We start from the raw sequence: 21,846 nt of genomic DNA, 5'->3' as shown, positions 1-21,846 counted from the left end.
ATTACGTGGGGTAGGCAACGCGCAATATATATTTACCGATAAAACAAAGGCCCTGGCAGTTAAGCAAGGGCCTTTTTAGTTGGTTAGTTTTACTGCGTAGTTAAATTAAAAATCTAATTCATCAATCGCAATATTGTCTGCAAAAAAATCTAGTTCCTGTAGTTCTTTACGTAAACGTTGCTTATCTTTTAAAGCTTCGATCTCACGCCATTTTCTCTTTTTATTTTTCTGAGAGGTCTTTCTTGTTGTATCAGGACCTTCTAACATTTCTAAAATATCGTCTAGGCTATCCATGAACTTCTCCTATTGAATTTTTTTGAACCTCGAAAATACCTATACCACAGGCCAAACTAAAATAGAACAAAAAAGTGACGGTTATGTTACAGATAAGTGATAAATTAATGAATAGGGATTATATTTTTGCATAAAAAAACGCCGCATATGCGACGTTTAATCTTTCATTAGTTAACGAGTCGATAAAGCCGTTTACATTGCTTTAAAGCGTGCTTCTAGCTGCTCTTGCGCGTCTGCAAATGAGCGAATACCTTCGGCTAGTTTTTCAGTCGCCATCGCATCTTGATTATGCAACCAACGAAATTGTGTTTCTGTCAGTGGCGCAGGCTTTGGCTCTTTAGCAATATCACTTTCAAGTAAATACTCTTGTGCGCCTTCAAGGTTGCCTAACTCTTCTAATAGGTTAGGGCTGATCGTTAGCTTGTCACAACCCGTTAAGGCGATGATTTCACCGGTGTTACGGAAGCTTGCACCCATAACCACGGTTTTGTAATCATGGCGTTTATAAAATTCAAAAATGCTACGTACTGATTGCACACCAGGATCTTGCAATGGATCCGTAGGCTTTTCCATGCCGTTGGCAACGTGCCAATCAAGAATACGGCCCACAAATGGTGAAATCAAAAATACGTTAGCATCGGCACATGCACGAGCCTGAGCATCACTAAACAATAAAGTCAGGTTACACTTAGTACCTTCTTTCTCAAGTTGTTCAGCGGCTTTAATACCTTCCCATGTTGAGGCTATTTTAATTAAAATTTTATCTTTGTTGACACCTTCTTTTTCATAAAGGCTCAGTAAAGTATGCGCTTTAGCTATGGTTGCCTGAGTATCAAACGATAAACGTGCATCAACTTCGGTAGAAATGTAGCCAGGTACAATTTCACTGATCTCTTTACCAAGTAATACCGCAAAGTAATCACACGCGAGCTCTAATTGTTTTGCAGCGTCTTGCTCGGTTTCTTTAGCATAACTCCACGCTTTATCTAAATATGGTTTGTAGGCTGCAATTTCACTAGCCTTTAATAGCAGTGAAGGGTTAGTTGTTGCATCTTCTGGTTGGTGTTTCTTAATCGCTTCAATATCACCAGTGTCCGCTACGATAGATGAATGTTGTTTGAGCCTTTGTAGAGCTGAAGTCATTTGCTTTCCTCATTCCAAGCAAGTTAAAAGAAAATACTGTAACTACCTTATACTGCAACACTGTGACAGTGCTTTATAGGTCTTATGTCCGTATCAGTAAAGAACGAAGGCGCATCGTTTAATTTGCTATGCGAATAAGGTAGGTATCATAAGATTGATACAAACAAAACGTGCTTTTCGTTTCATTTAATGTTGAAATTGACATTAAATAATTTCCAAGTCAATAGCTAACTATGATCACTGTTATTTCACCTGCAAAAAATTTAGATTACGAGAGCCAAGCAAGTACCGATAAATTCACGCAACCTGAGTTACTTGAGCACAGCGAAGAGTTAATGACTGTGTGTCGGGAGTTAACACCGGCGCAGATTAGCAGTTTAATGAAAATAAGCGATAAGCTTGCCGGCCTCAATGCTGCACGCTTTAGCGAATGGTCACAACCGTTTACTACCGACAACGCCAAACAAGCTGTAATGGCTTTTAATGGCGATGTATACGGTGGTTTAGATGCAAACAGCTTAACTGCAAGCCAGCTTGATTACGCGCAAAGCCATTTACGAATTTTGTCAGGCCTTTATGGGTTATTAAAACCACTTGATTTAATGCAAGCGTATCGCTTAGAAATGGGCACTAAGCTTGAAAATAGTCGCGGCAAAAACTTATATGAGTTTTGGGGCAGCATTATTGCCGATAAGCTCAATACTGTTCTCGCTGAGCAAGATAGCCAATATTTAGTAAATCTTGCATCAAACGAGTATTTTAAAGCGGTTGATAAAAAAGCCTTAAATGCGCAAATCATTACTCCACACTTTAAAGACTGTAAAAACGGCCAATATAAAATTATTAGCTTTTACGCTAAAAAAGCCCGCGGCTTAATGGCACGCTACATTATTGAAAATAAAATCACGCAGTTAAGTGAGCTGAAAAAGTTTACTGTTGATGGTTACTACTACAGTGAAGAAGCGAGTCAAAAAGCACTTGAACCGGTATTTATGCGTGACGAGCAAAATTAATTTTTAAACATCGCTCAGTTTACATAGCCATGCAATCCATGGCTTTACGTTTTGGCGCTTATTTTGCAGTACCTTGAGTATATGTAAGAATACTTAGGGTTAAATAATGTTGAAAATACCTTCTATCAGTGAAGCTGAAAAGTTAATAGAAGAGAAACTCGGTGGCTGGTTTGATGTTGTCATAAGCCACATTCCCAATTTTATAGTGGCAGTGATCATTGCCATTGTATTTTCTATCCTCGCTCGCTTTTTAGGCTCGATGATGCGTAACTTATTACGCCGCTCTTTGGACTCTAAACAAATTGCCGATTTGATGGCATCAATATTTAAAATGATAATATTGTGCGTGGGATTATTTGTTGCACTTGATTTTATGGGGCTCAAAGGCACAGTGACCTCACTGCTTGCCGGTGCGGGGATTGTGGGCCTTGCCATTGGTTTTGCTTTTCAAGATATGACCGAAAACCTTATTGCCGGTATTGCTATGGGGATCCGCAAGCCCTTTAAAACAGGTGATGTCATTAAAACCGATGATGTGTTTGGCACTGTTAAGTCAATAAACCTGCGTAACACTTTGGTGGAAAACTTCTACGGGCAATTAATTTTAGTGCCTAACAAAATACTGTTTCGTAATGTATTACGTAATTACAGTACCTTAGGCGTGCGCCGTATTGAAGTACCGGTGGGTATTTCATACGGTGATGATCCTGAGCTTGCCGCTGAGGTGATAGTTAAAAAAATTAATGAATTTGATTTTGTTATTAAACAGCAGGAAACCGCAGTATATGCTGACAGTTTTGGTGACAGCAGTGTCAACTTACTGGTGTGGTTTTGGATCAAATACCCAGGTGAGGCTGACTTTATGACAGTACGCCACAAAGCAATTGTAGCCGTTAAGCAAGCACTAAGTGATGCTGATATTAGTATTCCATTCCCAATTCGCACCCTTGATTTTGGTATCAAAGGCGGCGAAAAACTCGATGCAATGATCAGTGAAAAGCAACAGCAGACTGAGTAATTACTCGCTTTAGAGTCAGTGTATCAGCAGGTAATATTTACTTGCTGATAGTGCTAATTTACACATATATGCTGGTGGCAATAGGATTTTGCTTTGCGCATATTTCCTGTATTAAGTTTTTTACTGAGAAATAGCAGCAATAAGAGTAAGATAAGTACAGGTTTATTTATCCCCTATAAGGAAGTTACAATGAAAAAACTAGTATCAATATGCGCATTCTCACTATTAATATTAACCAATCCCACCTATGCACAAGAGCAGGCAACCAGCTCAGTTGAAAGAATGTTCTCAGTAATGGGCATGGATAAGCAGATGAATGGTGGTTTTGAAGCAATGTTACCAGTTATTGAGCAAATGGCGGTACAGTTACAATTAGATGCCGCGGCTAAAGAAGAGTTGAAAAACATTTACCGAGATTGGTTTAAGTATGATTTTGATCAACAAGCAATTTTAACAGAATTAGTTGAAATCTACTCTGAGAATTTTACTGAAAAAGAAATCAATGAGTTAATCGCCTTTTATGAAACACCCACAGGGCAAAAGTTTCTTGCTAAATCACCAGAGCTAATGCAAATAGGTGCGCAGTTAGGTATGCAAGAAGGGCAGTTAAAACAAGGCCTGCTGCTTGAAAGACTACAACCATTCTTAGCAAAACATCAAGGTAAGTAAAGTTAGCTTTGTATGATTGCGTGCTGCTTTTTAAGATTACTTATTAGACACAGCTAAAAACACCCGCTACTGTCTAGTAAGTAATAACGACGCGGGGTTCAAAATGGATAGTCATAAGTTGAACACCAAGCAGCCCGACAATCCATGTATTCGTCATTGCTGTTTGGATGGCAATGATATTTGCCTCGGCTGCTTTAGAACCCTAGCTGAAATCCTAGCTTGGCACAGCGCCAACCCAGAACAAAAACAGCATATTCTTAATGAATGCCAAAACCGCAAAAACGCCCGACATAAATAATTATGATGAATTATCTTCGTGCTATTAATTTTATATTGGCAGGCATTAAGTTCGAACTGACTGTTTACTTGATACTACATGCCATTACAATATTGAAGAGGGTTGAACTTTTGTGAATATAAAAATCAGCACTAATAAAGCACTAAATAGAAACACAACGAGCAATTAAATTCTCCAACCTAGCCTCTCTAAGCTCTTTAATTTCTCACTTGCATTTTATTTTCTATGATAGCGATACCTTGGGTGTTTTCTAAAAACTTTTGTGCCAGTGCGCGTTCAAAACCGGTTGCAGCTTGGCCGTACAGGGCTATTTTGTTGCCATCAACATGCACTTGCAGTTGTGTAAGATTTAGGTTTGGGTTGCGGCGTAGTTTATCAATTATTGCTTGTTGTAAAGTTGGCTGAGGAGAAACGCTGCTGATCATAATCGTGCTGGTGGCTGCACTGACTTGTGTTGCACAGGCGAGTAAAAATACACAGCATAGTGATACTAATGATACAGTTAATTTAAAGCGGTTCATGATTTCCCTCAAGTTTGCTTAGTGAATGACATTTACTTAGTTACAAATTCCATTCCAAAATTAACCTATTGTAAATTAAAGATATTTAATATTTTCATAGTGACCTTAAGAATTTTTTACATTCTACTGAGTAAAAAATACGATGAGTGGTCATTATTTTAGATTTATTTGTTCCTTTTTTAGCTTTATTAGATTAATACAGTATATAGCTATTTGTAACATTTAATTTACAGAGAATGTCATTCCTTAATAAATTAAAGGTGTGTAGCTGAGTTTTGGGATAAATATTTAAATGAAATAATTCTCTTTAAATTACAATAGATTAATTGCTCTATTTTAAACTTTAATAGATTACAATTACTAAGTTGACAGCGTTGTCTTGTGGTGTTTCCATTAAAGGGTTGTGAATTAATTGTAAGTTCATAGCTTATTTAAATTTACATCCAAGGATTTTAAAATGAAAGCGTCGAAAACCCCCGCATTGAAAATAACTGCATTAGCGAGTGCGATTCTATTATCAACTGCAAGCACTGCAATGGCAGAGCAAGTAGAATCAGCGCGTTTTATCGTGCATTTATCAGAGCAAACAGCAGCGGTACACACTGCGTTTGCGCGCAGTAAAGCCCACGTTGATACGATTAAAATGAATTTGATGAGTGATATTGCTCTGCAAGCAAATGTAGAAGTGCTGCAAAGTTTACCAGATATTAATGCTATGGCGGTGGTTTTAACGGCGGAGCAAAAAGCGCGATTGTTGCAAAGTGAGGATGTAGCCAGTATCGAAGTAGATCCAAAGCGCTATTTAATGGCTGAGAGCACGCCTTATGGGATCACTATGGTACAAGCTCAACAGTTATCAGACAATCTAACTGGTAATCAAAAAGTATGTATTATGGATACCGGTTATGCACTTAACCATCCTGACTTACCAAATACAGGGATCACAGGTAGTGATGGATATGGCGCTAATAATACGGGGAATTGGTACAACGATGGTAATGGTCACGGTACTCACGTAGCGGGAACCATTGCGGCACTTGGCGGTAATGGGTTGGGCGTTGTTGGGGTTAATTCATCGGGTCAATTAGGGCTGCATATAGTTAAGGTATTTAACGATCAAGGTCACTGGGCATACGGCTCTGATCTTGTTGCTGCAATTGCTCAGTGTCAGTCAGCAGGTGCAAGTGTGACAAGTATGAGCTTAGGGGGACCACAATCATCTAATGCTGAACGTCAAGCATTTGCCAATAGTTATGCGCAAGGCATGTTACATATTGCGGCGGCAGGTAATGATGCAAATAGCTCGCTAAGCTACCCGGCATCGTATGACTCTGTGGTATCGGTGGCTGCGGTTGATCGTAATGGCAATAAAGCCTCCTTCTCACAATATAACTCACAAGTTGAAATTGCAGCGCCGGGTGTAGGCACTAATTCAACGTGGAATAACGGCGGTTATAAAAGTATTAGTGGTACCTCAATGGCGACACCGCATGTATCGGGTGTTGCAGCACTAGTATGGAGTTACTTTCCAAATTGTAGTAATCAACAAATTCGTGATGCACTTAATGTAACAGCCCAAGACAAAGGCACACCAGGGCGTGATACGTCATACGGCTTTGGTATTGTTAAAGCAAAAGATGCTTATGATTATTTAACGCAATCTGAATGTGGTGGTGGCAGTGGTGTTGATAATGCACCAGTCGCGCGCTTTAGTGCCTCGGTAAATGACAAACAAGTGACATTCAGTAATACATCCACTGATGATAAAGGCATTAGCAGTTATAGCTGGAGTTTTGGTGATGGAAATACTGCAAGCACGCAAAACCCTGTTCATACTTATGCAGCAGAAGGTAACTACACGGTTGTTTTAGAAGTGACGGATACGATAGGGCAAAAAAATCAACGCAGTCAGACGGTGACGGTTTCATCGACCCCGGTAGGTGGGTGTGATGGTTTAGCAAGTTGGGATGCAGCAAAAGCATACCGTGTCGGTGATTTAGTTGAGTATAACCAAGCTAAATATAAAGCAACTTGGTGGTCAACGGGTGCAAGTCCGGCAGTCTTTTCGAATGTATGGTCACGTCAAGGTAACTGTCAAAGTAGCGGTGGTGGTGCTGTAAATCAAGCGCCAAAAGCTAACTTTGATTTTAGCGTAACTGGTTTAGCGGTGAGCTTTACTAACGCATCAACCGATGATGTAGCGGTAACGGCTTATAACTGGACGTTTGGCGACGGTAATGCAGCCAATGCAAAAACACCAACTCATACTTATCAAGCTCCCGGCTCTTATGAAGTAAAATTAACAGTAAGTGATGCGCAAGGCCTCAATCACAGTTTAGTAAAAACAGTGATAGTAACTGATGGTGATACGCCACCAGCAGGTTGCAGTGGTTTAGCTGCGTGGAGTGCCTCAACGGCCTACACCGCAGGAAATGAAGTCGCCTATAGTGGCAACCGTTACAGCGTTAAGTGGTGGACACAAGGTGCCAACCCTGCTGATAATTCATCTGCATGGGCGGTATGGAAAGATTTAGGTAAATGCCAGTAAGTTATACTAAAAAGCCGAGGCTATAACAGTCTCGGCTTTTGTACACATTAAAGAAAATGATTACTTCTTTTTCTTAGCTTTCGCCTTTTTGCGGGCTTTAATTTTTGCCGGATCTTTGAGTTTTTTAATTGGCAACTTAGCTTCTTTATGTCTTGGCTCGAGCCCTTTAATAACACGACGTTTAAGCTTTTGCTCTGTGTAACGTTCTACTTTTGCTACAATTGCAATATCGTGGGCTTCCACTAATGAAATCGCAATGCCTTTTTTACCCGCGCGACCAGTACGGCCAATACGGTGCACATATACATCTGCGGTGCGTGGCATATCAAAGTTAATGACATGGCTGATATCTGCCACATCAATTCCTCGGGCTGCAACATCAGTCGCCACGAGTATTTTAGTGCGGCCACTGTGGAAGTTTTCCATTGCCTTCATACGCTTGTCTTGTGGCATTTCACCACGTAACCATGCTGCTTTAACACCGTTGTTAGTGAGTTCACCAATTAAGGTTTCAAGGCGTTCACGGGTTTTTACAAACACAATCGCTTTGCTAACATCAGGGCCATTTAGTGTATTAACTAATAACTCGAGTTTATGATGGTAGTCATCGGCTAAATGGATCCATTGATGGATTTTGGCTTTTTCTTTTCGTGATGACTCAGCTTCAAGCAGCGCAGGGTCATTTAATATTTGCTCAGCAAAACGCTCAACACTGTCGCCTTCAAGGGTGGCTGAGAACAAAAAGCATTGGCGTCGATTTTTAGCTTCTTCACAAATGCGCATCATTTCTTTACGAAAGCCCATGTCGAGCATGCGGTCGGCTTCGTCTAAAATAAGCATTTCGACGTTTTCGGCGTGGAAGTTTTCAGTTTCTAAATATTCCATTAATCGCCCCGGTGTGGCGATTAGAATGTCGTTATTTTTTTCAAATATTTCTTTATGCGTACCGTAGTTAATACCGCCAGTTACCACCCCAATCTTAAGGTTGGTGCCTTTAGCAAGTAGTTCACATTGTTCATGAATTTGATAAGCTAACTCACGGGTTGGCGTCATGATCAAAACACGGGCGAAGCCTGGCTCCCGACGTGGAAAATCAAGTAAGTATTGAATAGCTGGGATCAAAAATGCAGCTGTTTTACCAGTACCGGTAGGTGCAGAAGCTAAAATGTCTCGCCCTTGCAGCGCTTCAGGAATAGCTTGTTGTTGGATGCTCGTTGGGGTTTCGTAACCCATCTTAGCAACGGCTTGCAGTAGCTTGTTATCAATATCAAAATCAGAAAATTGCATAGAGTGTCAAAAATAGAGGACAATTGCCGTTAATTATACGCGCTATCCGCCAGTTGGTGAATGAAAAGGTGAAAAAATGTCAGGCTTTGTGTTTAAACAATTTAAAGTAGCGCAAACGCGCAGCGCGATGAAGGTCTCGACGGACGGTATTTTACTGGGCGCTTGGGCTGATTTAGTCACTGCACAGCGGTTGCTGGATGTTGGCACGGGAACAGGCTTATTGGCATTGATGTGTAAGCAACGCAAGCCCTGCATGGCCGTTAGTGCTGTTGAAATTGATGAGAATGCGTGTGCTGATGCGCAGCAAAACTTTGCCAATAGTCCATGGCCCGATATTGCACTGGTGCAAAAAGCTATTCAGCAAGTAAACAGCATTACTAAGTTTGATGTAGTGATCAGTAATCCTCCGTATTTTAATGCCAGTTTAAAAGGGGATGATCAAGCGCGTAATACAGCACGTCATACTGATAGTTTGAGTTTTAGTGAGCTTATCAGCGCATTTAAACGACTTAGCCATGAAAAGTCATTTCTAAATGTAATTTTACCATGTCCAGAAGCACAGCAATTTATAACACAAGCACAACTGCAAGATTTGCATTTAGTACGCCATTGTTTGGTGAATACAACAAAAGCAAAAGCGCCAAGTCGCAGCTTAATGTGTTTTGCCTATCAGGCTCGTTTATGTGAGCTGACCCATTTAACGATTCATGGTGAAGCTGGGCAATATAGTGATGAGTATATTGCCCTGTGTAAGGATTTTTATTTAAAAATGTAGGTATGTTTTACATCACTAATGCGAGGTTTATCATTCGTTAATGGTTGCTTTAATGCCGCTTTTATCGATCACGAATGTATAAGAGTTACCATAAGATGTGTGACAAATTGAGAGTGTTTCATCATTAATTTTAATATCATCATTACAGTCGTCAACATGGCGCCATAGGCTTATCTCTCCTTTGGCCATGATGAGTGGTTGTTTGTTCACCATAAGTGTCATTGATTCTGTGGCTAAAAATCTCACTGCAAAAAAGTCAGGTTTATTGTTTGTTTGGTTTTTCATTAAGCTTAAGCGCAAGGCATCTTGCTCTTGCCAAGCAATGAAATGATAATCCTGATCGTTTTTTACCTTAAATTGCTTTTTGTGGTGGCGGCTAGCTTTACTGTGCTCTTGCACATAAAAAGAAATTTTATAGCCCACATTATGTTCGTGGCGGATGGTTGTTGGCTCATCACCACTGGCTAGGGTTTCAATATAGTACTTATTACTGCTTACGTCTCGTTCATCGCCTGCAATTTCGGTATTTGCCATGTGGAAATCAATTTCGCTATTCGTCGCGTTGATTAGTGTGTAATCATTTTTATAAAGTGAAGAACCAAAATTAGCAGTTTCGAGATCTTCAGAATCACACGCACTAATAAAGCTTGATAAGGTTACAATACAGAGCATTCTAGTTAGCATAACTAAGTCCTTTTATGTGTTAGTTACTAATTAGTTTAGAGAGACACGTCTATTTTTGTACCTTAAAAATGTAATGTTTTGTAAGTAAATGTAGCTTCAATTGCAGGTATGCGAAAAACGCAGAAGTTTAATTTGGGCTTAGATCGGAGCATGTATACACGCCCCGATCTACACTGCTTGGAGTTAGTTCATATCAAATAATTCAAAAATTTGATTCTCACTCGGGGCATTTTTAGCTACTTGTAATAATGCATTGGCAACATTTCCTCGGCTAATTTTGGCCTCTTTACGGTCACTGGGTCGTTGTGTGGTAATTTTTAATGAGGCACTGTCGTTAGTAAGTGTACCAGGGCGTACAATCGTATAATTTAAGCCACTATTGATTAAGTGTTCGTCAGCCATATGCTTTGCAACTAAGTAAGGCTTTATGTCACTTTCAATCGCATCTGGGTCATTTGCACCGATTGAGCTGACCATAATAAAGTGTTTAATAGTATGTTGCTTTGCATAGTCAACGGCTTTGACTGCGGCCCATAAATCAATTAATAAGGTTTTATCTGCACCGGTGTTACCGCCCGAGCCAGCTACAAAAATAACCTTATCACAATCTGTAAATGCTTGATTAAAGTCCCCTTCAAGATCTTGCTCAAGCACTGTTAAGTAAGGGCTGTTTAACTCGCTTAGTTTGTTTTTATCACGTACCAGTGCGACCACATGCTGCTGATCATTAAGTAGTAATTGCGTTGTTAATTTACCAATTTGACCACTCGCGCCTATGATTAATGTCTTACTCATACATAACTCCTTATCAACTAGTTAAATTGCTTACAGTACACATAGACCTTGGGGGGAAATTTTATTTTTAAAGGGGCAATCGTTATTGCGATTGTTTTGATCAGTAATTGAATGTCTCGATTATTACTTTATAAAGCTGACTTTCAGCTAAGATCGACTATCTTTATGAACAAGAACACACATTTGGAGAATAAAATGACGGTTTCAGCTATTCCAAAGGGGTATCATGCAATAACTCCTTATTTGATAATTAACGGTGCAGCGAAAGCAATAGAGTATTATGTGCAGGTATTCAATGCTCAGCTTATTATGCAAATGCCTTTACCTGATGGCGGTATTGCCCATGCGGAGATTAAAATAGGTGACTCGCATATTATGCTTTCAGATATGTGCCCAGAGGTACATTTTAAAAGCCCTGATGAATTAGGGGGGACACCGGTTAGTTTAATGTTGTACGTTGAGGATGTAGATAGCGTGTTTGCTAACGCGATTGCAGGAGGCGCTACAGAAATTCGCCCTGTACACGATCAGTTTTACGGAGATAGAGCAGGTACATTACAAGATCCATTTGGCCATGTTTGGACTATTGGCACCCATAAAGAAGATCTTAGCGAAGACGAAATAAGCCAACGTATGGCTGATTTAATTAGCAAAGAAGAAGACGCGTAAAGGTTAATCCCCGTTAAATCACCTTAGTTTATCAATACGATTAGTGGTGCTTTTTACTGCGTGGCGCGCCAAGTATAATTGCCACTTGGCAAATACATACAGATAAAAATGCACTGACGCCTAAAGCGCCACCAAAGTTATTAAAATACGGAATTAAGTTTTCAAATAGCATTGCAAACATAATACTGGATGAAAATAGGGTATAGATACCAAAGCGTTTTGGCGCACTCATGCCAATAAAAGAGCCACCAAAAAAGAGGGTGCTGTATAGCTCTGCGTTAAAATCAGTCGGCAGGAGTATAAGGTAAGTAAGGATAGACAAAATGGCAGAGGCTCTAATAGCACCCAGACGATGATGTCTCGCCAAATAAAAAGTCGAGAATGCGCCTAGTAATGCCAATAAAATCGATGCTAAATTCATAGTACAATCCCTTTCGCAAGGACAAATAAAGCAACACTGATAAAGGCAATACTGCCTAGTTTCCCACCAAAGCCAGTAAACATTTTCCTAGTCAGTACATATAACGTAGCGCCAATGAAAGAAATAATGGCAAGTTCCCAGTAACTACTGATCAAACCTTGAGAGCACATACCGGCAAAACTTCCTGCATAAATAGCTGCGTAAGGGTGAGATTCATACTGCTTGGGAAAAGGAATAAAGCTACCAACGAGGCCAGTTAAACAAGATGCAATAACAGCAGGAATAGCAAACTGAGTATGAAGAATAAAACAACTCATGCAACCGAAAAAAAATGTCAGGTATTTTAACAGGAAAAATTTGCTCATGAGGGCGGTGATTTCTTAAATGAGTTTAGTGAGAAAGTGGCAGTGCTTAGCTTGTTATTAGCTATGTTACTAAACACTGCACTGAAGTTATACGAGTTTTTCGTTAAAAAATGCCAGTGTTCGTTGCCAAGCAAGTTCAGCGTTTTCTTTATCGTAACGACCCGTTGAATCGTTATGAAAACCATGGTTAGTTTTGGGATACATGTGCATTTGGTAATCTACACCGAGGCTTTTTAAGTCACGCTCATAATCAGGCCATGTTGCATTTACCCGCTCATCGAGCTCTGCAAGTTGAATTACCAACGGAGCTTTTATATTTTTGCGCAGTGCTTCGCTGGCAGGAGTGCCGTAAAAAGGTACACCGGCATTTAATAAGGTTGATTCCACAGCCGCTAAATAATTGACAATATAGCCACCAAAACAAAAGCCTACAGCGCCGAGTTTACCATTACTGTTTGGGTGTGATTTTAAATAGTTAGCGGCCGCGACAAAATCATTTTGAATTTTTTCTTTGTCCATAGAGCGTTGCATTGCTCGCCCTTCATCATCATTGCCAGGGTAACCCCCAAGTGGGTATAGTGCATCGGGTGCAAAAGCAATAAAGCCCGCTTTAGCTAAACGGCGGGCAACATCTTTAATGTATGGATTTAAGCCACGGTTCTCGTGGATCACTAGTACCACGGGACGTTTACCTGTAAGGCCCGTAGGTATGACCAAGTAACCTTGGCCTTTACTGTGGCCATCGGGTGAATCAAAGGTTTGGTAAGTGGCTTTGATTGCTTCGTCATTAAATGAGACTTGTTCGGCGAGGGCGTAATTAGGTAATAGTGCTGAAGTGAGTACGGTCATGGAGTAACCAAGTGCGACTAAGCCACCTAGTTTTTTCATAAAGGTACGTCGGTTCATTTTGCCATGGGCGTATTCGTCGTACCAATCAAACGCTTCTTGAGGAATATGATCTGAATGTGGGTTATTCATTGCAGTACCTTATGTTATTGATGATTTAGTTTTTTAATAACATAGCTGAGAGCGCTGACAATGTATATTGCTGTCTGCACAACAAACAAAATTAATCGCAGTGACTGAACAAAAGTTAGCTGACTTCTTCGCCGCCATGTTTTGCGGCTAAGTCATCAAGTTCAGCACACGTGTAGTCAAACCCTTCACCATCAAATTGATAACTTACTTTTACATCAAAGCCACCATTAAGCAGTTTTGTTTTCACCCGAGCGATAGGCCAGTGTTTTAATTCGTTTAAAAAACGATTTGCTATTTGAGCTGATTGGAAGTGGTAGCGTATTTCTGAATTCATATAAAGTAAGTATAATTTAGGCTGTTAACCTCGCAGTTTGTGGATTTAGCTGATTTAGTCAAGTTTTTTGTTATTTAACCAGTTTGATAAATTCGATAGTGTGTTTATTAGCATTGGTTTTCATGTGCTTTTGCTTTAACGTAAGGGCCTGTCAAATAAAATAGTGTGCGAGAAGATTAAAAGGTATGCCTAAGTTCGGTATAAACGTGTTATGAAAACGCCAAAACAGATCCTACCGTTAATCGAAGACGGTATCGTTGATGAAGTCATCAGCCAGTTAATGAGTGGTAAAGAAGCGTCGGTTTATGTTGTCCGTTGCGGCAATGACATTCGCTGTGCAAAAGTCTATAAAGATGTGCAGCATCGCAGCTTCAAACAAGCCGTAAAATACCAAGAGGGGCGTAAAGTACGTAATAGCCGTCGTGGTCGGGCGATGGAGAAAGGCTCGAAGTTTGGGCGTAAAGAACAAGAGAACGTCTGGCAAAATGCAGAGGTAGATGCGCTGTTCACGCTGGCTCGGGTTGGTGTAAAAGTACCGCAGCCTTATGGTTGTTATGATGGTGTACTGATCATGGACTTAGTGACCGATAATGAAGGTGATGTTGCACCGCGTTTAAACGATGTCAGTTTAACTGCAGAGCAGGCCATCGAAGATCACGCCACTATGATTCATTACATTCGCTTGATGCTTTGTGCTGGGATTGTGCATGGTGATTTGTCTGAATTTAATGTGTTAGTCGACAGTTATGGTCCAGTTGTGATTGATTTACCGCAAGCGGTTAATGCGGCGGCGAATAATAATGCCCACGAGATGTTTTTACGTGACGTACGTAATATGCGTTTGTATTACGGACAGTACGCACCAGAAATACTCGATACCCGTTTTGGTGAAGAAATGTGGGCTTTGTACCAAGCGGGTGAATTAACTCCTGAAACCGTGCTTTATGGTGATATCGCAGATGATCATACTGCCGCTAATGTAGACTCAGTACTTGATGAAATCAGAGCGGCATTTGAGCAAATGCAAGAGAACCAAGCGCGAATAAAGGCTGCACAAGCACCTGACGAAGATTAGCCTTACCCTGATTGAGTAAGGCAAAACATGGCTGCACAGTAAGTTGCTCTAAACGACAGTTAGGAACACAGGTGTCAAAATTTTTCTATCGTGGTGACTAAGTTATTAAATACACGCGTGATGCATTAGCTGCAGTATAGGTTCATGTGTTTGTGCTAAGGTTAGTTATTAAGTGATAATTTAAGCAGTGATAATCGCGTATGGCATACTGTGAAAATGAATTTAATCAGCAGCTTGAGAGAAAGTGGCTACACCGAGCGTTTGCGTCGATGTTTATATTGTCACTGGTATTGATTGTTGTTTTATATTGTATTTTTTTACCTGATCTTGATGAGCATATATTTTTAAACGGTGTACTTACTGACGCTATTAACTTTTTAATTGTGGTGGCTATTTTTGTGATCGTACAAAAAGCCAATTTGTCGACGACTGCTTATGTTCACTTGAGTCTCGGTTTGACGCTTTGGACAGCAGGATTAACTTTTGATCTTCTTGATGAAATTTTAACTCAGCCATTATTTATTGGTATTTATGTTGAAGATATTTTACGTACTGCGGGCATGTTGCTTACCTGTTATGGTTTAAAGCTAACAATGGCGGATTTAAAGCGCACTCAGCAACGCTTATCAAAAGAGTTGACCACAGACTATCTAACTAAAATAGCTAATCGACGCTTTTTTTATCAACATATGCAGCAGGTGCAAACTCAGCGATTTACCCTGATAATTATTGATATCGATTTTTTTAAATCGATTAACGATGAATTTGGTCATGATGTGGGCGATAAGGTTCTGACTGAACTGGCGGCATTATATAGCAAGGCATTTAGTCAAGAATGTGTGTTTGCTCGCTTAGGAGGTGAGGAGTTTGCTGTATTTGTGCCCGGCGATGATCAGCAATTTGCCATCGAGCTTAGCCAGCAGTTACTCGCAATTGCACGAACTATAGAGTTGAATAAGCAACGTAAGGTTACAGTGAGTATTGGGGTGTCGTTTAAGACTGCCAACGAATCGCTTACTGAGGTCGTTAAGCGTGCTGATCAGGCGTTATATAAAGCTAAAAACAGTGGGCGAGACCAATATAACCTTGCTTAATATCTAAGCTATTGATTACAGTAAAATTTACAATTTTGACTGGGATTTTTACAGCCTCATTCAGACAAGCCGGCCAATTAATTAACTTTTTTAAGAAAAATCATTATTAAACAATGCCTTTATTTCACTGAAGCGGTTGGTATTGAGCTTGCAGTGTATTGATATTATGAATTTATTTTCTAAAGGATTACCATGACTGTTGTTAAGCGTTTAAAGCAGAAAACGCGACAATTGATTGATTCAAAACATATGCTTACCAGCATAACAGCGGCTTCATTTTTAGAATCAACAATCGTTCCTATCCCACTTGAAGCGGTGTTAGTGCCTTTAATGCAAGCTCGCCGTGAAAAGCTGTGGTTAATCGCCTTAATGGCGACAGTCGGCTGTATCATTGGTGCGCTATTTGGTTATGCACTGGGTTATTATTTATTTGATGCGGTTGGAGATTGGGTAATTAATACTTTTTCAAATCCTGAACAGTTTGAACAAGTAAAACAGCAAATGCAGGCACAAGGCTTTTGGTTTGTGATCACGTTAGGGATCGTGCCCATCCCCTTTCAAATTGCCATGCTTGCTGCAGGTGCGACTAAATATTCACTTGTGATGTTTTTAATTGCCACGACTATCGCGCGTTCAATCCGCTACTTTGGGTTGGCGTTGGTGGTTTACTTTGCGGGTAATCAAGCAGAGCGGGTTATTAAAAAACATAAAACCAAAGCGGTGATTGGCTTAACGCTATTAGTGTTACTTATTTGGTGGATAACAACCTTGCTATAGCCGCCTAAAAGCGGCAATAACAAGGCTTGAGTGGCGACTTTTATTTCAGGTTTTGTATCTGGCGCCAATCAACCAGTTTAAAATTCTGCGGTTGTTGAGGCATACGGTTATAGCCATCTTGCACAATTAACACGCCTTGTGGGTAACCTGGCAGAGGCTTAGCGGTTACTGTTAAGCCATCCGTTTCTGACACGCCATCAATGCCGTGAGCTAAATTGGCAATAATATTAAATTTGCTGGTAAATTCTAGTGTCGGGTGATGTTCACCTTTGTTTATCCTATATACCACATAGCTATTATCACCTTGGCTTGATACCACGAGTAAACGCTCATTAGTACCTTGATAAATTTCCATCCCTTCGACATCATCAATCAACATTTCATTAATTGATTGCAGTAAAATGGGTTGCTGTTTTGTATCGGGCTCAGCACTGATAAACCAAATTCCAGCGTCTTCTTCACCGGCAAAAAGTTCGCCATTCTTATCGTCACTACTGCAGCCCTCGGGCTGACTTGGTAGATTAAATTCACGCACCAGTTCACCGGCCACTTTTTGTTGTTGGTTGGTAATTTTATATTGCTGGTATAGCCCTGATTTATCATTAACAAATACGTAATTCCCAGAGTGAGAAGAGTACATACATAAACCATAAATTTCAGTTAAATTTGTTGCTACGCTGCCTAGCAGTTGCACGTTATTTTGTAGATCGACGGTGAATAAACTAATGCTATTTTCACTGCGGTTACTTGCTGCTATTAAGGTATTAGTAGGGTTATTGATGCGACGATTTTGGCGAACATCAACATTGTTAACTCTACCCACTTCCAACGCTTGCGTTTGCTCACCCGCTAAGTTGTATACCATAAGGCCGCGGCGTTTATCGGTCCCTAGGATCAGACTTTTGCTGGTATCTGTTGGGTGCACCCAAATGGCGGGGTCGTCAGCGGCATCGCCAAAGGCCGCAACTGGCTCAGTTTGTAGGTTTGCATATACATGTGCTGTTTTAGTCACGCTGCTCGGTGATGATGAAGCGCTACTAAGTGGCTCTAGCACTAGTTGGCTGCTGAGGTACGCGCCAGTCTCGTCATCGTACATAATAGCTTGCGTACCGGCTACGTCATTTGTCACGGCCACTGAACCAATACTGTGATCGCCAGCTAGCTGCCATTTTTGTTGCAAGTTATGCTCGGTATTGTATCGGTATAAGCTATTGTCGTTGCTGGTGGTAAACCATAAGCTGCCATCAGCACTGGTGGTTAATCCACCAATACCACTGGCAAGCTCTCCAAATGGCGTAACCATGGCTACAGGGTGCTTAGCTGCCGTTGACTCTGCATTGGCATTCATTTGCCAAATCCCCAGTTCTTCTTCACTAATAAATAGTTGTTGATTTTTATCATTAACTGTACAGCCAGCAGCTTCATTGACCGCTGCAAACTCACGTACTGCAATGTTTGGAGCTTTGCCTGTGACAAAATTGTACACTAAGGTTTCTGTCATTAAACCTCGTACATCGGCAACAAATGCTGAAATACTGCCAGTATTGAGGTTGTTAAATAGGCATACTGCTTCAGGTTTTGCCTGTGGGGTGATAATGGCAGAGTGTGTTGTAAGTTGCCAATTACCATTAGTATTTGTTAGTTTGAATATTGCAACGTGATCATGCTCGTTATCTATACTGGCCACTAAAAACGTGTTCTCAGCAATAGTGCGTACTGATAATGTTTCAAAATTACCTGACTTAATAATGTCACTGTGTTGGCCATTTTTTGAAACGATAATTAGGCCCTGACTCTCACTCGCGAGTAACCATGAGTCGTCAACAAGCCAAGCGGCTTGCGAGCCTTGAATATTATTTTGTTGCCAAAATGGCGTGCTATTTAGCTTGAGCGCAGTGTGCTCTGACGCAGAGGGTTGCACATTTTGGTTGCTGCAAGCGCCTAATGTTGCTGTGAATGTAATTATGCTCAGTGCATAAGCCAGTGGTTTAAGTGTTGGCACAAGTAAGTCCTAAGTTAGCCAGATATGCGGTGCAAGCTAAATAACTTTTATGACAAAGCCGTGACAAAATTAAGACTTTTACCACAAAGGTTAAATTGATTATTTTTATCTAGGTATCACTTTAAATAATATAACTCATTGTTTTAATTTTATTTATATTGAGCGTTTTGAGTTGTTATTGACTCTTTTATCTATAAAATACAGGGTGAGCTGATTTGACCCTAAGCCATTATTTGTCTGTGATAGTGGTGGTTATTTGTGATTTTAGTTGTGCTAAAGCCTGTAATACAGAGCGTTGCCAAATAGCTTTAAACGCCTTACAAAATAAGTATAAAAATAGTAAAGGCATTAAAAATAATTTGATGATCAGCAGCGACACAAGGTTTAAAAATTCAATAAATAACCCTTCCAACGAATCGGCCATTTCGGCAATACCAGTGCTAACAGTATCAACAACTTTGCTAATTAAATTCCCCGAGTTACCCGTTAGTTGATCATTATAATCATGTAACAATTTCAGCTGTTGATTTTTTTGTAGATGTAATGCCGCTAATTGGTTGTTGAGCGACGCTTGCTGTTGCCTTAGATCGCGCTGTTTTTTTAATAATGGTTTGGCTTGTGGCAGCTCTGTTAAGGTGAGTTTTTCGGTTAAACTACGGGTTGTTTGAATAGCCTCAATTTGTTTATCTAATTCATCAAGTTGCTGTTTATTATCGGTAATAATTGCCTTTAATTGCTGTTGTTGAACAGCAATGAGTTCCAGTTCATCGAGGCTACTTTGCTTTTGGCTATTAATTTTTGCGCTTAACTGCGCTGATAACGCTGAGGTTGTGTTGGCTTTGGCACTGAGCGTGTCAACGGTGTTTTCAACATATTGATTTTGAGAGTTAATCTCTTCATCTAAAAACGCTTGGCTGGCAAGACCTGTGGTGAGCACCACCAGTGGGATTAAAAACCGCACTAAAACAAGACTGGCGAGTAGTTTGCTTGTGAGCTGTTTAAAATAGCCAAAGTAATCACAGAGTAGATAACCAATAGCACTGGCGGTGAATAGGCTACTGAAAAAGACACCTGAAGAGATGCTAAATAATATTCGTTGGATAAATAATGAACCTAATGACATACGCATTGCATCGGCAATGTATTCGGCTAAATCGTTAACGGGATCAAGTAATTGTGCAGGCGCAATGCTGGCTATGCCGATGCCCACTTCGGCCGATTGCAGTAACGAAATAATCCCGTTTACGCTGCGAGCAGAAGCGTACACGAGTGAGGCTTGGACTAAAGCTTGATCAAGAAAAGCCATTATATAGCTATTAAATTGCTCTAACCAACAAAGCACTATTAGTATAAGTATGGCAATATACTTGATAACATTTCGTTGTTTGCTTTGCATGTATTCCCCATTAACCTAGACCAACTCGCCTACGCTACACTAATTAAGTGCAATTAGGCAATTGTGTACGATGGAAACATTTCAGCAATTAACTGCTTATGAATGATTTTAACAGTGCGCAAACAGGTTTGGCTGTTAACAGCTTTTCATCAAGCGCGTAAATAAGCTTGATGAAAAGCTAACAAGGTTATTTAATATTTTGGCCAACCATTTGAGTCCCAATTAAGCGTACTGATCAGTAACTTTGGCACACCGTTGTCACCGCCGTCATAAGCATGGCGAACCATCACATCAGTATTTAGGATATCTTGCCCACCTGGGCCGACCCATTGATTGTTACCAGCATCTAAAATACTGCCGCCAGCAGAGAGCATGTTGTTGCCATTTTTATCTAAGTAAGGGCCGCGGATATCACTGGCACGGCCATATGCGATACGGTAGGTACTGTCGGTTCCCGCGCAGCATTTACCCACGGAGACAAATAAATAGTAATAACCTTGACGATAAATAATAGTTGGTGCTTCAATCCCACCAGAGCGACTAGCTAATGAATAGAGCTCACCAAATGGTTTCATGGTGATCGGATTAATACGCATTAATTTGATGCCTGAATTCCATGAACCGAAGACTAACCAAGGGGCGCCATCTTTAGCGATGACGAGATCAGGGTCAATGGCATTGTAGTTATTGCTGTTGGTGGTATTAATAACTAAACCATCATCTCGCCAGTTACCGGCTGACACGCTAGTGGCTGACGTTAAACCAATAGCTGAAACCCGTGAACCAAAGGTGGATACGGCATAGTAAAGCCAACTACGGCCATTATAGCTTTTCAGCTCTGGTGCCCAGACATCGATGCCATCATGCTCAGGCACATAGTTAGACCACCAATTTAAACCATTAGGGAAAATCGCTGCTGCATCATTCCAAGTAACTCCATTATCTGACCATTTTCCGGCAATGCCAGGCCCGGTTTGAAAAATCCACCAAGTGCCATTTTCGTAACTAATGGTCGGATCATGAGTCACTAAACTACCTGTTAATGGCCAATGATTTGTTGCACCATTGGTGGTTGAAGGATCAAACGGGGCAGACTCTACGTTTGCCAGCTTATTGAGTTGCCAAAGCTGAGCATCACTGCCGTTGTAGGTCCATTGACTAATATTAGCGCCATCGCTACCGTTAAACTCATACAAATCGAGCGCTTTGCCGCTATTGGCATTAATGAAACTCACGTAACCGTTGCCATTGTCATTGATTTGCCAATGTTGTGTAGCCACTGCAGAATATTCATATTGTGCGACATTTGCACCATCAGCTATGGCCCAGTCGTACACCTCCATCGCTTTACCACTGTTTAAGTTGATCACAGAGTAATTATTACCTCCAACATTGGTAATGATCCAACGTTGAGTATTATGTTGATTTGCAGTCCACTGGCTTATATTTGCGCCATCATTGGTTTGTGCGCTACTAACTTCGACAAGTTTGGCGCTGTATTTTGATTCAATAGTGTAAACACCGTTATCAATTGCATAAGCACTATTAGCACAAAAACCAACAGCTATACATGCAGTGGCTATCACTTTATTAGAAAATATCATAGTGTCTCCAAATTATTGTGTGTGGATTAGATTATTAGCGAAGGCAGATAATTAGCCTTTATGAATTGTAATACTTTATTATATTA

23 protein-coding genes are annotated in these 21,846 nt (G+C 40.5%); 10 read left to right on the top strand and 13 right to left on the bottom strand.

The window, feature by feature from the left end; genetic code table 11:
* Window positions 1–105: 105 nt before the first annotated feature.
* Both PHAL_RS0118365 and tal read right to left on the bottom strand, forming a co-directional pair.
* Entirely contained in the window at window positions 106–294 is a 189-nt protein-coding gene (locus PHAL_RS0118365; RefSeq protein ID WP_016709898.1) for a DUF3545 family protein, read from the bottom strand.
* A 192-nt stretch (window positions 295–486) separates the two neighbouring features.
* A complete protein-coding gene (tal, locus tag PHAL_RS0118360; protein WP_016709897.1) occupies window positions 487–1,437 on the bottom strand; it encodes a transaldolase in 951 nt (316 codons plus the stop codon).
* Window positions 1,438–1,670: 233 nt separating this feature from the next.
* Between tal and yaaA the strand changes: the two genes are divergently transcribed.
* The 4 genes from yaaA to PHAL_RS23950 all read left to right on the top strand — a co-directional run bounded on the left by yaaA (window position 1,671) and on the right by PHAL_RS23950 (window position 4,435).
* Window positions 1,671–2,450, top strand: a complete 780-nt coding sequence (gene yaaA, locus PHAL_RS0118355; RefSeq protein ID WP_016709896.1) for a peroxide stress protein YaaA — start codon at window positions 1,671–1,673, stop codon at window positions 2,448–2,450.
* Window positions 2,451–2,556: 106 nt separating this feature from the next.
* Window positions 2,557–3,468 carry a mechanosensitive ion channel family protein gene (locus tag PHAL_RS0118350; protein ID WP_016709895.1) on the top strand — a complete coding sequence of 304 codons (912 nt, stop codon included), beginning with the start codon at window positions 2,557–2,559 and terminating at the stop codon, window positions 3,466–3,468.
* 189 nt (window positions 3,469–3,657) lie between these two features.
* Window positions 3,658–4,137 (top strand): DUF2059 domain-containing protein, encoded by a 480-nt coding sequence (locus PHAL_RS0118345; RefSeq protein WP_016709894.1) that lies wholly within the window; start codon window positions 3,658–3,660, stop codon window positions 4,135–4,137.
* 103 nt (window positions 4,138–4,240) lie between these two features.
* Complete coding sequence (locus tag PHAL_RS23950) at window positions 4,241–4,435, top strand: DUF1289 domain-containing protein (RefSeq protein ID WP_080571552.1); 195 nt, start codon at window positions 4,241–4,243, stop codon at window positions 4,433–4,435.
* Window positions 4,436–4,632: 197 nt separating this feature from the next.
* Here PHAL_RS23950 and PHAL_RS0118340 read toward each other — a convergent pair whose 3' ends face one another.
* Window positions 4,633–4,956, bottom strand: a complete 324-nt coding sequence (locus PHAL_RS0118340; RefSeq protein ID WP_016709893.1) for a BON domain-containing protein — start codon at window positions 4,954–4,956, stop codon at window positions 4,633–4,635.
* Window positions 4,957–5,413: 457 nt separating this feature from the next.
* Between PHAL_RS0118340 and PHAL_RS0118335 the strand changes: the two genes are divergently transcribed.
* A complete protein-coding gene (locus PHAL_RS0118335) occupies window positions 5,414–7,504 on the top strand; it encodes a S8 family serine peptidase (protein ID WP_016709892.1) in 2,091 nt (696 codons plus the stop codon).
* A gap of 60 nt (window positions 7,505–7,564) precedes the next feature.
* Here the strand turns inward: PHAL_RS0118335 and srmB are convergent, their stop codons facing one another.
* A complete protein-coding gene (srmB, locus tag PHAL_RS0118330; RefSeq protein WP_016709891.1) occupies window positions 7,565–8,791 on the bottom strand; it encodes an ATP-dependent RNA helicase SrmB in 1,227 nt (408 codons plus the stop codon).
* Between the two features lie 76 nt (window positions 8,792–8,867).
* Here srmB and PHAL_RS0118325 point away from each other — a divergent pair, with 76 nt between their 5' ends.
* Entirely contained in the window at window positions 8,868–9,566 is a 699-nt protein-coding gene (locus PHAL_RS0118325; RefSeq protein ID WP_016709890.1) for a tRNA1(Val) (adenine(37)-N6)-methyltransferase, read from the top strand.
* Between the two features lie 30 nt (window positions 9,567–9,596).
* Here the strand turns inward: PHAL_RS0118325 and PHAL_RS0118320 are convergent, their stop codons facing one another.
* Complete coding sequence (locus PHAL_RS0118320; protein WP_016709889.1) at window positions 9,597–10,250, bottom strand: hypothetical protein; 654 nt, start codon at window positions 10,248–10,250, stop codon at window positions 9,597–9,599.
* 183 nt (window positions 10,251–10,433) lie between these two features.
* Window positions 10,434–11,045, bottom strand: coding sequence for an SDR family oxidoreductase (locus PHAL_RS0118315; protein WP_016709888.1), 612 nt, complete (start codon window positions 11,043–11,045; stop codon window positions 10,434–10,436).
* A gap of 195 nt (window positions 11,046–11,240) precedes the next feature.
* Between PHAL_RS0118315 and PHAL_RS0118310 the strand changes: the two genes are divergently transcribed.
* The gene (locus PHAL_RS0118310; protein ID WP_016709887.1) at window positions 11,241–11,714 is read left to right on the top strand and encodes a VOC family protein; all 474 of its coding nucleotides are present in this window, start codon (window positions 11,241–11,243) and stop codon (window positions 11,712–11,714) included.
* A 40-nt stretch (window positions 11,715–11,754) separates the two neighbouring features.
* On the opposite strand, the gene PHAL_RS0118305 is transcribed toward PHAL_RS0118310, so the two are convergent.
* From PHAL_RS0118305 to PHAL_RS0118290, 4 genes are all read right to left on the bottom strand, one after another.
* Window positions 11,755–12,135, bottom strand: coding sequence for a hypothetical protein (locus tag PHAL_RS0118305; RefSeq protein ID WP_016709886.1), 381 nt, complete (start codon window positions 12,133–12,135; stop codon window positions 11,755–11,757).
* The gene (locus PHAL_RS0118300) at window positions 12,132–12,500 is read right to left on the bottom strand and encodes a hypothetical protein (protein ID WP_016709885.1); all 369 of its coding nucleotides are present in this window, start codon (window positions 12,498–12,500) and stop codon (window positions 12,132–12,134) included. The genes PHAL_RS0118305 and PHAL_RS0118300 overlap by 4 nt, the downstream gene beginning before the upstream one ends.
* 87 nt (window positions 12,501–12,587) lie before the next feature.
* The gene (locus PHAL_RS0118295) at window positions 12,588–13,478 is read right to left on the bottom strand and encodes a dienelactone hydrolase family protein (protein WP_016709884.1); all 891 of its coding nucleotides are present in this window, start codon (window positions 13,476–13,478) and stop codon (window positions 12,588–12,590) included.
* A gap of 115 nt (window positions 13,479–13,593) precedes the next feature.
* Entirely contained in the window at window positions 13,594–13,812 is a 219-nt protein-coding gene (locus PHAL_RS0118290; protein ID WP_016709883.1) for a hypothetical protein, read from the bottom strand.
* Window positions 13,813–14,023: 211 nt separating this feature from the next.
* Between PHAL_RS0118290 and PHAL_RS0118285 the strand changes: the two genes are divergently transcribed.
* The 3 genes from PHAL_RS0118285 (at window position 14,024) to PHAL_RS0118275 (ending at window position 16,758) form a co-directional block, all read left to right on the top strand.
* On the top strand, window positions 14,024–14,887 hold the full coding sequence (locus tag PHAL_RS0118285; protein WP_016709882.1) for a PA4780 family RIO1-like protein kinase: 864 nt from the start codon (window positions 14,024–14,026) through the stop codon (window positions 14,885–14,887).
* Window positions 14,888–15,087: 200 nt separating this feature from the next.
* The gene (locus tag PHAL_RS24610; protein ID WP_016709881.1) at window positions 15,088–15,981 is read left to right on the top strand and encodes a GGDEF domain-containing protein; all 894 of its coding nucleotides are present in this window, start codon (window positions 15,088–15,090) and stop codon (window positions 15,979–15,981) included.
* A gap of 192 nt (window positions 15,982–16,173) precedes the next feature.
* Window positions 16,174–16,758 carry a YqaA family protein gene (locus PHAL_RS0118275; protein ID WP_016709880.1) on the top strand — a complete coding sequence of 195 codons (585 nt, stop codon included), beginning with the start codon at window positions 16,174–16,176 and terminating at the stop codon, window positions 16,756–16,758.
* A 40-nt stretch (window positions 16,759–16,798) separates the two neighbouring features.
* On the opposite strand, the gene PHAL_RS0118270 is transcribed toward PHAL_RS0118275, so the two are convergent.
* From PHAL_RS0118270 to PHAL_RS0118260, 3 genes are all read right to left on the bottom strand, one after another.
* Window positions 16,799–18,760, bottom strand: coding sequence for a phytase (locus PHAL_RS0118270; protein ID WP_016709879.1), 1,962 nt, complete (start codon window positions 18,758–18,760; stop codon window positions 16,799–16,801).
* Between the two features lie 229 nt (window positions 18,761–18,989).
* Window positions 18,990–20,156: a hypothetical protein gene (locus PHAL_RS0118265; protein WP_016709878.1), complete on the bottom strand. Its 1,167-nt coding sequence runs from the start codon at window positions 20,154–20,156 to the stop codon at window positions 18,990–18,992.
* A gap of 191 nt (window positions 20,157–20,347) precedes the next feature.
* Window positions 20,348–21,760 (bottom strand): family 43 glycosylhydrolase, encoded by a 1,413-nt coding sequence (locus PHAL_RS0118260; protein ID WP_016709877.1) that lies wholly within the window; start codon window positions 21,758–21,760, stop codon window positions 20,348–20,350.
* Window positions 21,761–21,846 lie beyond the last annotated feature (86 nt).

This window comes from Pseudoalteromonas haloplanktis ATCC 14393, from assembly GCF_000238355.1.
Classification (GTDB): domain Bacteria; phylum Pseudomonadota; class Gammaproteobacteria; order Enterobacterales; family Alteromonadaceae; genus Pseudoalteromonas; species Pseudoalteromonas haloplanktis.
The sequence above is the reverse complement of the archived record's forward strand: the minus strand, read 5'-3'. Positions and strand labels throughout refer to the sequence as shown.

What these genes read in the sequence shown, in the direction of transcription:
- PHAL_RS0118365 (WP_016709898.1), bottom strand. Translation starts at nt 294, where the DNA reads ATGGATAGCCTAGACGATATTTTAGAAATGTTAGAAGGTCCTGATACA.
- tal (WP_016709897.1), bottom strand. Translation starts at nt 1,437, where the DNA reads ATGACTTCAGCTCTACAAAGGCTCAAACAACATTCATCTATCGTAGCG.
- yaaA (WP_016709896.1), top strand. Translation starts at nt 1,671, where the DNA reads ATGATCACTGTTATTTCACCTGCAAAAAATTTAGATTACGAGAGCCAA.
- PHAL_RS0118350 (WP_016709895.1), top strand. Translation starts at nt 2,557, where the DNA reads ATGTTGAAAATACCTTCTATCAGTGAAGCTGAAAAGTTAATAGAAGAG.
- PHAL_RS0118345 (WP_016709894.1), top strand. Translation starts at nt 3,658, where the DNA reads ATGAAAAAACTAGTATCAATATGCGCATTCTCACTATTAATATTAACC.
- PHAL_RS23950 (WP_080571552.1), top strand. Translation starts at nt 4,241, where the DNA reads ATGGATAGTCATAAGTTGAACACCAAGCAGCCCGACAATCCATGTATT.
- PHAL_RS0118340 (WP_016709893.1), bottom strand. Translation starts at nt 4,956, where the DNA reads ATGAACCGCTTTAAATTAACTGTATCATTAGTATCACTATGCTGTGTA.
- PHAL_RS0118335 (WP_016709892.1), top strand. Translation starts at nt 5,414, where the DNA reads ATGAAAGCGTCGAAAACCCCCGCATTGAAAATAACTGCATTAGCGAGT.
- srmB (WP_016709891.1), bottom strand. Translation starts at nt 8,791, where the DNA reads ATGCAATTTTCTGATTTTGATATTGATAACAAGCTACTGCAAGCCGTT.
- PHAL_RS0118325 (WP_016709890.1), top strand. Translation starts at nt 8,868, where the DNA reads ATGTCAGGCTTTGTGTTTAAACAATTTAAAGTAGCGCAAACGCGCAGC.
- PHAL_RS0118320 (WP_016709889.1), bottom strand. Translation starts at nt 10,250, where the DNA reads ATGCTAACTAGAATGCTCTGTATTGTAACCTTATCAAGCTTTATTAGT.
- PHAL_RS0118315 (WP_016709888.1), bottom strand. Translation starts at nt 11,045, where the DNA reads ATGAGTAAGACATTAATCATAGGCGCGAGTGGTCAAATTGGTAAATTA.
- PHAL_RS0118310 (WP_016709887.1), top strand. Translation starts at nt 11,241, where the DNA reads ATGACGGTTTCAGCTATTCCAAAGGGGTATCATGCAATAACTCCTTAT.
- PHAL_RS0118305 (WP_016709886.1), bottom strand. Translation starts at nt 12,135, where the DNA reads ATGAATTTAGCATCGATTTTATTGGCATTACTAGGCGCATTCTCGACT.
- PHAL_RS0118300 (WP_016709885.1), bottom strand. Translation starts at nt 12,500, where the DNA reads ATGAGCAAATTTTTCCTGTTAAAATACCTGACATTTTTTTTCGGTTGC.
- PHAL_RS0118295 (WP_016709884.1), bottom strand. Translation starts at nt 13,478, where the DNA reads ATGAATAACCCACATTCAGATCATATTCCTCAAGAAGCGTTTGATTGG.
- PHAL_RS0118290 (WP_016709883.1), bottom strand. Translation starts at nt 13,812, where the DNA reads ATGAATTCAGAAATACGCTACCACTTCCAATCAGCTCAAATAGCAAAT.
- PHAL_RS0118285 (WP_016709882.1), top strand. Translation starts at nt 14,024, where the DNA reads ATGAAAACGCCAAAACAGATCCTACCGTTAATCGAAGACGGTATCGTT.
- PHAL_RS24610 (WP_016709881.1), top strand. Translation starts at nt 15,088, where the DNA reads ATGGCATACTGTGAAAATGAATTTAATCAGCAGCTTGAGAGAAAGTGG.
- PHAL_RS0118275 (WP_016709880.1), top strand. Translation starts at nt 16,174, where the DNA reads ATGACTGTTGTTAAGCGTTTAAAGCAGAAAACGCGACAATTGATTGAT.
- PHAL_RS0118265 (WP_016709878.1), bottom strand. Translation starts at nt 20,156, where the DNA reads ATGCAAAGCAAACAACGAAATGTTATCAAGTATATTGCCATACTTATA.
- PHAL_RS0118260 (WP_016709877.1), bottom strand. Translation starts at nt 21,760, where the DNA reads ATGATATTTTCTAATAAAGTGATAGCCACTGCATGTATAGCTGTTGGT.